The 15,147-nt window shown below is 66.5% G+C and carries 11 protein-coding genes and 1 pseudogene; 6 read left to right on the forward strand and 6 right to left on the reverse strand.

Annotated elements, in window-relative coordinates:
• A pseudogene (locus Q322_RS23810) lies at positions 1-316 on the forward strand (transposase); the annotation flags it as partial.
• A 168-nt stretch (positions 317-484) separates the two neighbouring features.
• Here Q322_RS23810 and Q322_RS0105330 read toward each other — a convergent pair.
• The 5 genes from Q322_RS0105330 to Q322_RS21585 all read right to left on the reverse strand — a co-directional run bounded on the left by Q322_RS0105330 (position 485) and on the right by Q322_RS21585 (position 6,881).
• Complete coding sequence (locus Q322_RS0105330) at positions 485-1,084, reverse strand: hypothetical protein (protein ID WP_029476669.1); 600 nt, start codon at positions 1,082-1,084, stop codon at positions 485-487.
• 34 nt (positions 1,085-1,118) lie between these two features.
• Positions 1,119-3,524, reverse strand: coding sequence for a penicillin acylase family protein (locus Q322_RS0105335; RefSeq protein WP_051668258.1), 2,406 nt, complete (start codon positions 3,522-3,524; stop codon positions 1,119-1,121).
• 346 nt (positions 3,525-3,870) lie between these two features.
• Positions 3,871-4,566: a response regulator gene (locus tag Q322_RS0105340; protein WP_029476672.1), complete on the reverse strand. Its 696-nt coding sequence runs from the start codon at positions 4,564-4,566 to the stop codon at positions 3,871-3,873.
• Positions 4,563-6,167: an ATP-binding protein gene (locus tag Q322_RS0105345; protein WP_051668259.1), complete on the reverse strand. Its 1,605-nt coding sequence runs from the start codon at positions 6,165-6,167 to the stop codon at positions 4,563-4,565. The genes Q322_RS0105340 and Q322_RS0105345 overlap by 4 nt, the downstream gene beginning before the upstream one ends.
• 30 nt (positions 6,168-6,197) lie before the next feature.
• Positions 6,198-6,881 carry an ArsR/SmtB family transcription factor gene (locus Q322_RS21585; RefSeq protein WP_162176590.1) on the reverse strand — a complete coding sequence of 228 codons (684 nt, stop codon included), beginning with the start codon at positions 6,879-6,881 and terminating at the stop codon, positions 6,198-6,200.
• Between the two features lie 31 nt (positions 6,882-6,912).
• Between Q322_RS21585 and Q322_RS0105355 the strand changes: the two genes are divergently transcribed.
• From Q322_RS0105355 to Q322_RS0105370, 4 genes are all read left to right on the forward strand, one after another.
• Positions 6,913-8,160, forward strand: coding sequence for an MFS transporter (locus Q322_RS0105355; RefSeq protein ID WP_051668261.1), 1,248 nt, complete (start codon positions 6,913-6,915; stop codon positions 8,158-8,160).
• 165 nt (positions 8,161-8,325) lie between these two features.
• The gene (locus Q322_RS0105360; RefSeq protein ID WP_029476679.1) at positions 8,326-9,282 is read left to right on the forward strand and encodes a Bug family tripartite tricarboxylate transporter substrate binding protein; all 957 of its coding nucleotides are present in this window, start codon (positions 8,326-8,328) and stop codon (positions 9,280-9,282) included.
• A gap of 213 nt (positions 9,283-9,495) precedes the next feature.
• Positions 9,496-10,008 carry a tripartite tricarboxylate transporter TctB family protein gene (locus Q322_RS0105365; RefSeq protein WP_029476681.1) on the forward strand — a complete coding sequence of 171 codons (513 nt, stop codon included), beginning with the start codon at positions 9,496-9,498 and terminating at the stop codon, positions 10,006-10,008.
• Positions 10,008-11,501, forward strand: coding sequence for a tripartite tricarboxylate transporter permease (locus tag Q322_RS0105370; RefSeq protein WP_029476683.1), 1,494 nt, complete (start codon positions 10,008-10,010; stop codon positions 11,499-11,501). The genes Q322_RS0105365 and Q322_RS0105370 overlap by 1 nt, the downstream gene beginning before the upstream one ends.
• 141 nt (positions 11,502-11,642) lie before the next feature.
• On the opposite strand, the gene Q322_RS0105375 is transcribed toward Q322_RS0105370, so the two are convergent.
• Positions 11,643-14,066, reverse strand: a complete 2,424-nt coding sequence (locus tag Q322_RS0105375) for a transglycosylase domain-containing protein (protein WP_034417717.1) — start codon at positions 14,064-14,066, stop codon at positions 11,643-11,645.
• A gap of 164 nt (positions 14,067-14,230) precedes the next feature.
• On the opposite strand from Q322_RS0105375, the gene ttcA reads away from it, so the two are divergent.
• Positions 14,231-15,100, forward strand: coding sequence for a tRNA 2-thiocytidine(32) synthetase TtcA (gene ttcA / locus Q322_RS0105380; protein WP_029476686.1), 870 nt, complete (start codon positions 14,231-14,233; stop codon positions 15,098-15,100).
• Positions 15,101-15,147 lie beyond the last annotated feature (47 nt).

Consider the following 15,147-nt stretch of genomic DNA (forward strand, 5'->3'; position numbering starts at 1 on the left):
CGACGCCGCCAGTCTGGAGCGCCTGATCCTGGTGCTGTCGGTGGCGACCTTGCTGCTCGTCTCCGAAGGTATCGAGGTGGTGCAGCGTGGGGATCGACGACACGTCGATCCCCACTGGCGGCGGGCGCTGAGCTACCTCAAGATCGGTCTCCGGGCGGTTCATTACGCGCTGAGCCGTGGTCAGGCAATCTTCTCTCACCTGACGCTCCAGGGCGGGCCTGACCCTGAACCACCAGGTCAGCGGAAACGCCTTCATGCCCCCCCTCAAACCACCCTTGAAGTCGGCTGGCAACTCGTTTTTCGTCCGCACTCATAAAATTTGTCAGGCCGCCAGGCGCTGGCACTGGAACTTAAAAAGAAGGCCCCTGGCCCGTGCTGGACGAGGGGCTTTTTGACGGACTGGACCGCAGAAGCGCCCACAAGGACACTTGGACGCCCGCTCGAAATTCCAGGTGGTTCCAACACCTTTCGGTCGGAGTCCCAGTCAGCCCTTCAGCACCACCTGCAATTCCTTGTAGATGGCGCGGCTTTCCTCCACGGTCTCACCGTAACCGCGCATCAGGATGCGGGCGGCCTCTCCCCCACGGCCTGCGGCCTTGAGTTGATCGAGGAGATCGTCGATGTGGTTGCGCGCCTTTTCCATCTGCGGATCGCGGGGCGGCTCCGGGGGAAGTGGCGCAACAGCAGGCGAGCTGGGCAGCGGCGTCACCTCGTCCAGATCGGAGGTATTGGGACCGTCCTCGGCGTCGTATTCCACCCAGGGAATTTCCCCGGCAGGCGCGACACCAAAGGTGCGGGCGGCGTCGGCCAGGGCGGCCCATTTGGCGTCGCTGAGGGTATGGCCGCCGGACAGGCCCTCGCGGGTCACGCCCAGCAGGGTCAGGCGGGCGCGGACCACCGGGGGCTGCACGCTGTCGCAGGCCCAGGCCAGGCTCCACTGTGGATCGGCACTCTCCAGGTGCAGGGCCATCTGGTCCAGGTCAGGCGCGGGAATCACGCGCGCCTGATCTCCCCGCACTTCCAGGGTGGCCCAGGCACTCATGCTGGCGCGGAGGGCTTCGCGCACGCGGTCAAATTCAGGCATGCTGCGAAGTCTAAAGGTCTGAGGGTCCAAAAGTCTAAGGGCGGGTTTCGGATTTGTTGCCTGACAGCCCCGGCGTCAGGGTCAGCTTCTGGACCTTGCCCCAGTCCTTCTCGTCGGTACTCATGGGCAGGTATTCTCCGGCGATCCACAGGGGCTGCTGGTCGCTGACATGGCCGCCCAGCGGATTGCCGCCCTGGCCCAGGCTGCCGACAAAGACACTCTTGTTCAGGTCACTCAGGTCAACGATCTGGCGGTAGCTGGCCCCGTGCGTCTGCCGGAAGGTCCCCTGCTCCGGGCGGGCAACGTTCACGGTGTTGGTCCCGCCGCCCGTGGGCGCGCCGTGGTTGAACAGCCACGCCAGCGCGCTGACGTTGCCAAACGCGCGGTGGTTGCTGGCGACGTGGTGCAGCTTGCCGTAGGTCCAGCCCGAGGGATCGGCTCCCAGACGGGCGCTCAGATCCTCCACCGCCCGCTTCAGGCTGGCGCTGAGCTGGGCAGCGCAGTTCTGGAGCTTCGCGGCCTCGTCGCGGCACAGTTCGCCGTCGGTCTGGAGCTGCTTCAACACGCTCAGACTGTTCAGGGTGGTGCTGTTGCCCAGTTCGTCCTGGGCCATGGTCTGCAACCCCATCAGCCACGCCTCGAAGATGCTGGGGGCGACCCCATCCACGCGCTCGTTGCCGTCCCAGCCGCGCAGCAGTTCCAGCGCCTGACGGCTGGGGTCACCGTCGGGCTGGGTGGCGAGCAGCGCGCCTTTCATGTCCTGCCATACCAGACTGACGGTATCGAGTTGCACCGCTTTCACGTCCTGCACGGTCAGGCCGTCGGGCCTGGCAGTCAGCAGTTCGGTGATGCGCTGGGCGCGGTACGGCTCGGCCCAGTTGCGCTCATTGCCCAGGTTGTAGGCGTAGCTGTCCGGCACGACTTTGTTGTTCGCCGTGACCACCAGCCCGTCGGCGGGGTTGTAGGTGTGGGGCAGCGCAGCGAAGGGAATGTAACCGGTCCACTCGCGGCTGCCGTCGCCGCTGACCGGCAGGCTGCCGTCCCAGCCGTCGCGTATTGGCACTTTCCCCGGCGCGTAATAGCCGGTATTGCCATCCACATCGGCGTAGACGAAGTTCTGACTGGGGGCCACGTAACTGGTCAGGGCCGTCTTGAAGTCGTCCCAGTTTTGCGCGTAATTCAGGCCCATGAAGGCGTCCATGGTGGTGTCGCCCGGTTGCAGCGCCGTCCACCTGAGGGCCACGCGCGGCCCCACGTCGGCTGCGCCCGCGTCGCTGACCACCGGGCCGTGCTTGCTCTGGCGCACGGTCAGAGTCACGTCGTCGCCGCCCTTGACTGTAATGACTTCCTGGCGCTGGGTAAACGAGGCGTCGGCAGCTTCGATATACAGGTCCTGCACGTCTGGATTGGTGTTGGTCACGCCCCAGGCCACCTGCTCGTTGCGCCCGATCACGATGGCGGGCAACCCCGGAATGCTGGCCCCGATGGCCTTGAGGCCAGGCCCCTGGATGTCGGCCAGATACCACAGCATCGGACTGGTCAGCGACAGGTGGGGATCGTCGGCCAGGATCGGCTTGCCGCTGGCGGTGCGGCTTCCCGCGATCACCCAGTCGTTGCTCCCTTTGCCGGGAACGGCTTGCAGACCCAGCTCGCGGGCCGCGTTCAGGTGGGTTTGCAGGGAAGCCAGAGCTGATGAGGAGAGGGTGGCCGTGTTCGGATCGGCCCCTGGCCTCCTCCCCGTTGTCGCCAGTTCATCGCCGCTGAGGATGGTGGGGCCGTTTGCCGGGTAGGGGGCGACAACCTCATTCAGACCCTGCTGGCCCAGGCGCTGCATGACGCGGGTGTTCAGCACCTCGCCCTCCATGTTGCCGCCCAGGTCATAGGCCATCAGCTTGCTCCAGGACACGCTGTCCACCTCCTGCCAGGGTGCGGGGGTGTAGCCCAGGATGCGGAACTCGGGAGCCACCTTGCCCTGCTGCATGGCCGCGTTCACCCCTGCCGTGTAGGCGCTGACCAGACGGCGCGAGCGCCCCGAGAGAGCGGGCAAGATCGACTCGGCGGCCTGCTGGAATCCCCAGGTCCGCAGGAATTTGTCCTGGGCCAGCGCGGGTTCGCCCAGCACTTCAGCCAGGCGGCCCGCCACCACGCGGCGCTGGAAGTCCATCTGCCACGCGCGGTCCTGCCAGTGGACAAAACCCAGCGCATACACGGCGTCCTCGTCGGACTGTGCGCGGATGTGCGGCACGCCCCAGGCGTCTCGGGTGACCGACACCGGGGTGGTCAGCCCGCTTGATGTCACGTCTCCACTGACCTGCGGCACAGACATTGCCCTGGCCCACCACACCACCCCCAGTACCGCCACCAGCACGAACAGCAGCAGCCACAGCAGCCCCCAGCCTATGCCCGCCACCCCATGTAACACCGATCCACGTCGCGCCATTGGTCCTCCCCTTGAACCCAGTACAGATTAATGGCCCGCAGCATAGCGGCTGACCGGGCGATGGCGCAGGCAGGGCGCGGGGCACATGGGGACGCCAGGGAGATACCTCCATCTTGTGCTTGGTTAGAGCATTGGTCCGAATGACAGCATTGGGAAGGGAGACTCCCGGTGCTTCCATTCTCTCCTACAGAGCTGTGCCAGTCCCAAATACTCGGCAACATTCACTCACTCCGTTCGGTCAAAAGTGGAGAACTCTTCTGACAAATGCTCTGGGACCTGCCAGGTGACCCCCTGACCCCCGCCGCCTCTACAGCGTCTCCCGTACGGGTAGAAGGGTCACATCAATTCACCCTGGTTCCTGCTGAAGTCGGTAGAGCTTGGCGGGCCGCCCCGACTGACCGTACTGGTGGTCCAGCGCAGCCTCGCCCACCCGCACCAGATGTTCCAGGTAACGCCAGGCCGTCACGCGGCTCAGGCCCACGCGTTCACCCAGGTCCTCGGCGCTGACGCTGCTCTGCGCCTCACGCAGCGCGGCGGCCACCCGCTCCAGCGTGTGCGGATCGATGCCGCGCGGCAGGCTCTCCACTGCGCTGGGGGTCACGCCCAGCACGCGGTCCAGTTCGGCCTGGGCCAGATGGGGACCGCCCTCTCCCGTGGGGCGACGGGAGCGGTGCCGGGCCACCAGTTCGGCCAGCCGCGCGCCAGTAAAGGGCTTGATCAGGTAATCGAAGGCCCCGTGCGCCAGCGCCAGTCTCACGCTGGATTCGTCGTCGGCGGCGGTGATCAGGGCCACGTCGGTCAGCAGGCCCGCCGCGCGCCAGTGGTGCAGCAGGCCCAGACCGCTGCCGTCGGGCAGATGCACGTCCAGCAGGATCAGGTCCGGCGCGAGGGCGCGGGCCAGCGAATCGCCCTGGGCGCAGGTGGCGGCGCTGCCCACCACATGCACGCCGGGGTCCCGCTCCAGCAGATCGCGGTTGACACGGGCCACGCGCACGTCGTCCTCGACGAGCAGCACGCGCACGGAGGGCGGCGCAGGATTCACCCGCCCACCTGTTCGGACGCTGCAAGAGATACGGAGAGCGCAGGAAGTGGCGCAGGCAGGCTGACCTCGAACACCGTGACCTGACCGCGCCGGTGATGCCGAAGCTGCCCGCCCAGCGCGCCCACACGGGCCAGGACCCCGGCCAGGCCATGCCCCCGGCCCTCGCCCTTGCTGCTCACGCCGCGCACGAACAGACTTCCGCTCAGGGCAACGCTCACGCCGGGGCCGCTGTCCTCGAGCTCGATTTGCAGGCCGTCGGGGTCCTCGCCGATGGACACGGTGACGCGGCCCGGCTGCCCCGCCAGCGCCTCGAAAGCGTTCTCGGTCAGGTTGCCCACCGCCGTGACCAGGGTATCGGCGTGCCGCTCCCAGACGGGCGACAGGCTGCTGCCCCTGACCACCGCAAAGTCGATGCCCAGCTCCTGCGCCCGCTCACGCTTGCCCGCCAGCAGGGCCACCAGACGCGGCACCTGCACGTCGCGCAGCAGTTGCCGGAACTCGGCGTCGGCCCTGATCTCGGCGTTCAGCACCCGCAGGGCCTCGTCCGGGCGGCCCAGTTGCAGCAGTCCAGAGATGACGTGCAGGCGGTTCTGGTACTCGTGGGTCTGGGCGCGCAGCACGTCCACGAAGCCGCGTGCATGGGTCAGTTCCTCGGCCAGTGCCAGCGCCTGCGCGCGGTCCCGGAAGCCGCAGACGAAGCCCCCGCCCTCCAGCGGTTCTATGTTTGCCAGCAGTGGTTCGGCGCGCAGGGTCAGTTCCAGGTTCTGCTGCCGGGCCGCCACGCCGCCGCGCGTTAGTTGGGCCAGTTCGGGCCAGACCTCTTCCAGCCGGAAGGGCGTGGTCCGCTCGCCCAGCAGCTCGGCGGCGCGGTCACTGACCAGCGTGACCTGACCAGCGGCGTCCACCGCGATCACCCCCTCACGCAGGGCGGCCAGCACGGCGCGTTGCTGCCGGGCCAGGGCGGCGATTTCCTCCGGCTCTAGGTTCAGGATCTCGGCGCGCAGGCGGCGGGCGGCCCACACCGCGCCCAGCGTGCCCAGACCCAGCGCCAGCACGAACCACGGCGCAAGCCCGGTCAGGGCCTCGCCCACCAGGGACCACACCTGCGGCATCAGGTAGCCGGTGCTGACCACGCCCACCACCTCGCCGTCCTCCCAGACCGGCACCTTGCCGCGCACGCTGACGCCCAGGCTGCCGCGCGCCACACTGACGATCTCGCGGCCCGCGAAGGGTTCGATGTTGTCGCCGCCTTCCATCGGCTGGCCCAGACGCCCGGGCACCGGATGCGCCAGCCGGATCCCCGAGCGGTCCCCCACCACGATGAAATCGGCCTCTGCCGCGCCGCGCAGTGAATTGACGCGGGCGTTCAGCGCCGGATTGGGCTGGCCCGACGCCGCGCCCCCCACCACCTCCGGCAGCCGGGCCACCAGACGGCTGGTGGTCATGGCCCGCTCGCCCAGCCGCTCGCGGGCCTCGCCGTACAGTTGCGCGGTCTGCACGCCCACCAGCAGCGCGGTCATGGCGCACAGCACGGCCAGATGCCAGCGCACCAGGCGGCCTTGCAGCCCTCTACTGGGGAGGAAACGGCGGAGAACTCTCATCAGATAAGGTCATTGTAGAACCTTCGTCTTCTATGCTTCCGTGTCCTGCCCCGGACGTGTGACCTGATCCACCTCCGCCAGCGGCAGCAGCGCCACCATCAGCAAATATCGCTGACCTGCCGGGCCACTGGATGCGGATGCCCTGGCACTGACCCCCTGCCCAAAAGCGCTTTGCAAGTTTTCCCCCAACGCGCGGGCGTCGGCAACATCGAGGGTCAGGGTAGTGTCGTAGAAGACGATGGGCAGGCCACCTGGCGTCTGTTGGGGTGGAAAATCGGTGGTCAGCACCGCACCCCGCTCGTCACGCAGCAGGAAGCGGCCCGAGTGTTCGCTGCTCCGCAATACCTCCCCATATGCCCGGATTAGCGTTCCGAAAAGGGGCGCACCTTGCGCGGCCAGCCGATCTTCGAGGGTGTGGTAGGCGGTCAGGCCGAAAGGAACGAAATAGGCATCGTGGACGCTCCGGTAATGCTTGATCGCCCGGCCCGCCCGGCGTTCGGTGCGCGTGACCCGCAGCAGCCCGGCATCCAGCATCACCCGGACGCGGTAAAGCAGGGTGTTGAGGTTACACCCCAGTTCCTGCGCCGCCGCGCTGACTGTGCGCTCCTCGGCTAAGAACGGTTTGAAATAGGTCAGGCTGCGCGGATCGCTCAGCAGGTGGGCCTGTCCCACATCCTGAATCACATGCGCCCTACCTGAATCTGGCCCTTTCATTTGCAGCAGCCTAGCGTCGATGTTACCTGGCATGACCACTTCGCCTCTGCAAATTCTGCTGCGTCACCAGAATTTCATGCTGGCCTGGTGGGCAGGATTGATCTCGTGGATCGGCAACGGCGCGATGTTTATTGCCCTGCCAGTCTACGTCTACTCGCGCACAGATTCCACGGTGGCGACGGCCCTGAGCGTGATGACCGGCGCATTCGCCACCACTGTACTGGGGCAGGTAGCAGGTGTATTTGTGGACCGCTGGCACCACCGCCGGACCCTGATCTGGGTCAATCTGGCCCTGGCGGTGGTCACGCTGGCGTTTCTGATAGGGCTGAACCTGCCGTGGTGGACCATTCTGCCAGTGGCCCTAGCGCAAGCGGCCTTATCGCAGTTTCTGGGGCCAGCCGAGAACGCCCTGCTGCCCACACTGGTGGGCGAGCATTTGCTCCCAGCAGCCAATAGCCTCAATGCGCTGAACAACAACCTCGCCCGCCTGATCGGCCCGGCCCTGGGCGGCGTGCTGGTCGCCCGCAGTGGTTTCGCAGGCGTGGTGATCATGGACGCCCTGAGTTTTGTGCTGGCGGCGGGCCTGCTGCTGCTGATGCGGGTGGAGGATGGGCCGCATCAGCCTGCGACAACTCGGCAGCCCGGCGCATTTGGACAGGAATGGCTGGCCGGGTTGCGTGCCGTCCAGGGGCAGCCGCTGCTTATGCTCAGTTTTGGGTTGGCCGCGCTGGTGGGCTTCGGCGAGGGCTTCATCTCCGCCCTGATGGCCCCCTGGGTCAGCACCACCTTACGGGGAGGAGGGCTGGAACTGGGATATTTAATGTCGGTGCAGGCGGTGGGAGGCGTACTGGCGGGGGCACTGCTGGCAACATTCGCCGGGCGCTTTTCCACAGTCAAACTGCTGGGCTGGAGCGCTCTCCTGAGCGGTCTGCTGCTGGCCGTTATTTTTAATTACGCTCTGGTCTACCCCATTCTGTGGCCTGCGCTAGTCCTTACGGCGCTGGCTGGCCTGCCCTTTACCGCTTGGGGGACGGCGCAAATGCTAAACCTCCAGCAAGAATCGGTCCCGGAGGTGCGCGGACGGGTGTTCGGCAGTTACTTCGCGCTGTTTGGCGGGGCGCAGTTTCTGGGCATGGCCGTTTCAGGCGTATTAGGCGACAGGCTGGGGGTTCAGATCATCAATGTGGACGCCATGACGTATCTACTGGCAGGTGTAGTGGCTCTCACAGCGGTAGGCCGCTACGGCAGGAAACACCTTGTATCTCCTCAGCCAGATTAACCTTACTTTCGTGCATTGTGTTCATGGCTGTGCATTGCGCTCATTAAAAACCGCGTGCCAGACGGCCCAATCCTCTTGCTAAGTATCGAGTGAGAGGCTAGGCTGCAAAGCACGCACAATCCACACCCGCGCCCCCCCCCGGCGCAGCCCAATGGAGGTTTCACCATGAAGACCAAACGTATTGTCCTGACCCTGTCCGCCCTGCTGCTGGCTGCCCCCGCAACCCTGGCCCAGAACATCAACAACCTGCGGATCATGGCCCCGGCCAGCCCCGGTGGCGGCTGGGACCAGACCAGCCGCGCCATCCAGAACGTGATGCAGGAACAGGGCATCGCCAAGCCCGTGCAGGTCTTCAACGTCCCGGGCGCGGGCGGCACGATCGGTCTGGCGCAGCTTTCCAACGCCAAGGGCGACGGCAGCCTGATGATGACCATGGGCCTGGTGATGGTGGGCGCGATCCAGACCAACGGCTCCAAGGTGGACCTGAGCCGCGTGACCCCGCTGGCCCGCCTGACCGGCGAGTACGAGGTGGTCGTGGTGCCCGCCGCCAGCCCCTACAAGACCATGGCCGATCTGGTGGCCGCCTGGAAGACCGATCCCGGCAAGACGGCTTTTGCGGGCGGCAGCGCGGGCGGCACCGATCACATGCTGGTGGGCCTGATGGCCAAGGCAGCGGGCGTGGATACCAAGAAGATCAACTACGTGCCGTTCAGCGGCGGCGGCGAGGTGCTGGCCGCGCTGCTGGGCAACCAGGTGGCGGCAGGCGTCTCTGGCTACGGCGAGTTCGAGGCCCAGATCAAGGCGGGCAAACTGCGCGCCATCGGCATCAGCTCGGGCAAACCGCAGGCGGGCATCGATGTTCCCACGCTAAAGGCGCAGGGCATCAACGTGGAACTGGCCAACTGGCGCGGCATCGTGGCCGCCCCCGGCATCAGCGCCAGTGACAAGGCCGCGCTGGTCTCCGCGCTGGACAAGATGCACGCCAGCAAGCAGTGGAAGGACACCCTGGCCACCCGCAACTGGACGGACCTGTACCTCAGCGGCAGCAAGTTCGACGTGTACTTGAAGCTGGAAGCCGCCCGCACCAAGGAAGTGCTGCAAAGCATCGGCCTGGTCAAGTAAGCGCTGGACAGGGGATGAGGCGGAGGGGAGATCCATGCCCTTCGCCTCACTTCTTTTGTGGGGTCTTTTGTGGGGCCGGGGAGAAGAGGCCCGGCTGATTGATGAACGTGACGGCCTGCCCGGTGACCCCCTCCCCCCCCGCCGCTACGCGGCTCCACCCTCTCCCACAGGGGGAGAGGGGAAGAAGAACTCAGACCCTCCACAGGAGACCCCATGACCCAACCCCCGCCCACCTCTTCCGCCCGGCCCGGCGTCAGCGTTCCCGACTTGCTGGTGGCGCTGACGATCACCGCGCTGGGCATCGCCCTGTTGATCGGCAGCCGCGAGATTCCTTTCGGCATGAACGCGGTGGTGGGGCCGCGCGTGTTTCCGCTGATCGTCAGCGTGGGCCTGACCGCGCTGGGCGTGCTGCTGACCGTCAGCGTGCTGCGTGGGGACCGCGCCGAACCCGCCGCCGAGGAAGACACCGACATGGAGGCCCCCGTCAATCTGGCGGCCCCCGGCATCATCCTGGGCGGTTTTTTGCTGGGCGCGGCGGTGCTGACCTCGGCGGGCTTCGTGATCGGCACGGCCATCATGTATTTCAGCGTGGCCTGGGCCTTTGGTGAGCGCAGGATCGGGCTGATGGCCTTCGTGGCGCTGGCGGTGGCCCTGGTCACGTACCTGGCCTTTACGCGCGGTCTGGACCTGAGTTTGCCCGCTGGCGTACTCAAGGGGATTCTGTAATGGAGTCCCTGACTTCACTGTTCGCAGGCTTTGAGACGGCCCTCAGCCCGCTGAACCTGCTGTGGGCCTTGGTGGGCGTCACGCTGGGAACGCTGGTGGGCGTGCTGCCCGGCATCGGCCCGGCGCTGACGGTGGCGCTGCTGCTGCCAGTGACGGCCAAACTGCCGCCCGTGAGCGCCTTTATAATGTTTGCGGGCATCTACTACGGCGGGATGTTCGGGGGGTCCACGACTTCGATCCTGCTCAATACTCCCGGCGAATCGGCCAGCATCATCACCGCGCTGGAGGGCAACAAGATGGCGAAGAAGGGGCGGGCCGCCGCCGCGCTGGCCACCGCCGCCATCGGCTCGTTTATCGCCGGGACGATTGGCACGCTGCTGCTGACCTTCGCCGCCCCGGCCATTGCCGACATTGCCGTGCAGATCACGCCGGGGGCCAAGTTCGCGCTGATCATGCTGGCCTTCGTGACCATCAGCGCCACCTTCGGGGCCAGCCCGTTGCGCGGATTGCTGAGTCTGTTTCTGGGCCTGGCGGTTGGCCTGGTGGGGACGGATTTGCAGAGTGGACAGGCGCGCTTCACGCTGGGCCGCCCGGAATTGCTGGACGGCATCGACTTCATTACCGTGGTGATCGGGCTGTTTGCCATCGGCGAGACGCTGTATGTGGCCAGCCGCCTGCGCAAGGGCAAGGACAACGTGATCAAGCTGGAGGGCGGCGCGGTCATGAGCAAGGAGGACTGGCGCAGAAGCTGGGGGCCGTGGCTGCGCGGCACGGCGCTGGGCTTTCCCTTCGGCGCGATTCCGGCGGGCGGCGCGGAGATCCCGACGTTCCTGAGCTACACGCTGGAAAAACGCCTGTCCAAGCACCCGGAGGAATTCGGCAACGGCGCAATCGAGGGTGTGGCCGGGCCGGAGGCTGCCAACAACGCCAGCGCGGCAGGGGTGCTGGTGCCGCTGCTGACGCTGGGGCTGCCCACCAGCGCCACCGCCGCGATTCTGCTGGCCGCCTTCCAGCAGTACGGCCTCCAGCCGGGGCCACTGCTGTTCATTACCAACGGCGATCTGGTCTGGGGACTGATCGCCAGTCTGTACATCGGCAACGCCATGCTGCTGGCGCTGAACCTGCCGCTGGCCCCGGTCTGGGCCAGACTGCTGCTGATCCCGCGCCCCTTTCTGTACGCCGGGATTCTGGTGTTCAGCACGGTGGGCGTGTACTCGCTGAACAACAGCGTCTTTGACCTGGGTCTGCTGGCGCTGTTCGGCGTGATCGGCTACGGCATGCGCCGCTTCGATTTTCCGGTCACGCCCGCGATTATCGCCGTGGTGCTGGGGCCGACGGCGGAATCGCAGTTCCGCACCGCTTTGCAGCAGAGCAACGGCGACATGAGCATCTTTGCGACCCAGCCCTTCACCGCCTTTCTGATGCTGTGCGCCCTGGCCGCGCTGGTGGTGCCGCAGATTCTGAAATTCAGGGCGGCGCGGCGGGCGGCGTAAGAAAGCCCTCTGCTCCGCAACTCTGCGAGCTGCCCAGCCCTCTCCCCTATGGAGGGGGCTTTTTTGTGCGTGTGGCGCGGGTTCTCCGCGAAATCCCCCCTCAACCCGGCCTCTCCCACAGGCGCAGCGGGAGAATAGTCCTTAGTTCACCGGCGCAATCTCATTGACAGGCGGATTGTTCGGATCGCTGGGCGCAAGCTCCGGCAACGGCTCAGGTTCGGCAGGAATGTTGAAGGCGTCAGCGGGCGGCGCGTCGGGCAACGGCTCGGGCGGGGCCGCCTGTCCCCCATTCGTAGCGTCCGGGACGGCAGGAATGTCCTGAACATCCGGCGCAGGCGTAAAGTCCGGCGCTGGCTCAGGCCCTGCGGACTCTGGCGGCGTTCCGGGCTGTGAGGCGGGCTGGACCGTCTCTGGCTGCGCTGTTTGCGGCTGCACGGTATCTGGTTGCACAGTATCTGGTTGCGCCGCTTCTGGCTGCGCCGCTTCTGGTTGCGCCGTCGGGCGGTTGCGCCTGAAAAAGCTGTTGCCGCTGTTGCCGGTGCCGTCGCGGGCAGTGGGTTCGTCGTCGGCCTGGGCGGTAAGGAAGGCCATCTCCACCTGACGGACCACCCGGTAGGCGATGCCGCCTGGCTCCACAAAGGTCTGTGCGGGCTGGCCGGCCAGTGCGCCGTTCACCGTCTGCTGCCAGATCGGCGTGGGAATCTCGCCGCTGTAGGCCCAGTACGGCAGTGCCCCACCCTCCTGCTTGCCCACCCAGACAGCCCCGGCCACCGTGGGCGTGACGCCCGCAAACCACAGGTCCTTGATCTCGTTGGTGGTGCCGGTCTTGCCGCCTACCTGCCGCCCCTCGATCTGCGCGCGGGTGGCCAGACCGCCCTGATAAGAGGTCAGGTCATTGACCACGCCCCGGATCATGTCCAGCCCCAGCCACGCCGTCTGCGCGTCCCAGACCCGTTTGGGGGTGGGGGCCGGGCGGGTATACAGGGAAACGCCGCGCGCGTCCTCCACGCTGCGGACCAACGTGGGCGCGTAATACAGCCCGCCATTGGCGAAGGTGGCGTAGGCGGCGGCCATCTGAAGGGGGCTGGCCTCCAGCGTACCGATGCTCAGCGACAGTCCGGCCTCGGGCGGCGGGGTCAGGCCCAGTTGCCTGAGCTTGGCCTCGAAGTTCTGGATGCCCAGTTCCTGCGCGATCCGCACGGTGGGCAAATTCAGGCTGTGGTCCAGCGAGTAACGCATGGTCACGTAACGCCCGGTCCAGCGCCCGTCGTAATTCTGCGGCTGGTAAGAGGTGTTTGGCAGCGGCGAGTCCAGCACGGTGTCGCTCTGCTTCCAGCCGGTTTCCAGCGCCAGGGTGTACAGCAGCGGTTTGATCGAGCTGCCCACCTGCCGCCGCGCCTGCGTGGCGTTGTCCCAGTCGCTGGGCCGCCCGCTGGTCAGCTTCTGGCCCACCAGCGCCAGCACCTCGCCGCCCTGCGGACTGACCAGCGCAATGCCCAGGGTCGCGCCGTCCGGCAGCCTGGCGTCCAGGCTGGCCCGCTCGGCGGACTGCTGCGCGCTCAGGCTCATGCCGGTCACGATCTTGCCGCCGCCGTACAGCGCCTTGCGCCCGATGATCGGCACCAGTTCCTTCTCGACGGCCTGAAGGTAGTACTGATAGGCGAAACGCCCCGTCCCCTGCGCGGCCTCCAGGGCGTTCATATTTTCCTGGAGGCGGTATATGTTTTCCAGCACGGCACTCCGCAAGGTCCCGTCGGCATTCCAGCCGATGCGCCAGCCTGCCGGATAGATCGGGGTTTTCCAGGCGGCGTCGGCCTCGGCCCCGGTCACGCGCCCGTCCTCCACCATGCGGTCCAGCAGGTCCTTCATCAGCGGGCGAAAGGCGGCGAACTGCTTGTAGCGGCGGTTGGGCGCGGGAATGATCGTCGCCAGATACACGCTCTCGGCCAGGTTCAGGTCAGCGGCGTCTTTGCCAAAGTACGCCCGCGCCGCCGTCCCGGCCCCCACGATGTCGTCGCGGCCCCCGTCGCCCCAGTAGATGATGTTGAGGTACGCGTTGAGAATCCGGTCCTTGTCGTAGTTGCGGTCCAGTTGGTAGGCCAGCACCGCTTCCTTGAACTTGCGCTCGGCGGTGCGCGCACTCTGGAGATCGGAGAGCAGCGTGTTTTTCACGACCTGCTGGGTAATGCTCGATCCGCCCTCCAGGTCGTTTTGCAGCAGCCCCTTGAGCAGTCCGCGCGCAATGCCGATGTAATCGACACCGTGATGCTCGTAGAAGCGGCGGTCCTCGCTGGTCACTACCGCCTTTTGCAGCCACGGGCTGATCTGCCCCAGCTTGAGCAGGTTGCGGTTGGTGCCGCCGGAGCTGCTCAGGCTAGGCGTCAGCGTGCCGATTAACGCGTTCTGGCGGTCATACACGCGGGTCTGCCCGCTGACCTCCAGCACGTCCAGATCGGTCACGCTGGGCAGGTTGCGGCCCCACATCCAGTACAGGGCCACAACCCCGAGCGCCACAAGCAGCAGCACAATCGCCACGAAGCGGCTCAGACCAACCAGAAACCTCACTGCACAACCCTCATTGCCCCCACTCTAGCGGGGCGGGGCGCGAAACGCCGAAAGGGGCGTCACGGTCTGGGTGCGGGCCAGTCATCGTGCCGCATTCTGACCTGGCTAGCGTGCAGAGCCGTCCGCCATAAGGGGGAGGCGGGCGCTACCATGCACCCACGCCCATGAGCCACCTGCCCTCCGCCACCCCGCCCACAGACCTGTTCCAGCCCATCGTCAGGGGGTCCGCGCGGGCCATCGCCGACTTCGCCATGATCGAGGACGGGGACCGCGTGATGGTCTGCCTGAGCGGCGGCAAGGACAGCTACACGCTGCTGGACGTGCTGCTGCACTTCCAGCAACGCGCCCCGGTGAAATTTGAGCTGGTGGCGGTCAATCTGGACCAGGGGCAGCCGGGCTTCCCCAAGCACATCCTGCCCAAGTATCTCATGGCGCTGGGCGTGGAATTCAGCATTCTGGAGCGCGACACCCACAGCACCGTGACGGCCAGAACAAAAACCGGCCAGACCACCTGTACGCTGTGCAGCCGCCTGCGCCGGGGCCACCTATACGCGCACGCGCGCCGGTTAAGGGCCACCAAAATTGCGCTGGGCCACCACCGCGAGGACTTGCTGGAAACGCTGTTCATGAACATGTTCTTCGGCGCGCGCCTGAAGGCGATGGCCCCCAGATTAGCCAGCGACGACGGCAGCAACGTGGTCATTCGCCCGCTGGCCTACGTGGCCGAGGCCGATATTCAGCGCTACGCCGACGCCCGCGCCTTTCCGATCATTCCGTGTACGCTGTGCGGTTCTCAGCCCAATTTGCAGCGCGTGGTGGTAGGCGAGATGCTGGCCGGGTGGGAGCGCGAACATCCAGGCCGGTTGACCAACATCCTGCGCTCGCTGGGCCGCGTGACGCCCAGTCACCTGCTGGACCGCGAGTTGTACGACTTCGCTGGGGCGGGGGCGCAGGGCGATCCGGCGTTTGACGGAGATAAGTTCGCGGAGCGGGAATTTCTGGTGGGCCTGGAGGAAGTTCAGATGCTGCGCTAAATCGGCCAGATGGCCTGGCCTCCAATTCACCGCTCTATGCTTGACCG

Source organism: Deinococcus frigens DSM 12807, from assembly GCF_000701425.1.
Lineage (GTDB): Bacteria > Deinococcota > Deinococci > Deinococcales > Deinococcaceae > Deinococcus > Deinococcus frigens.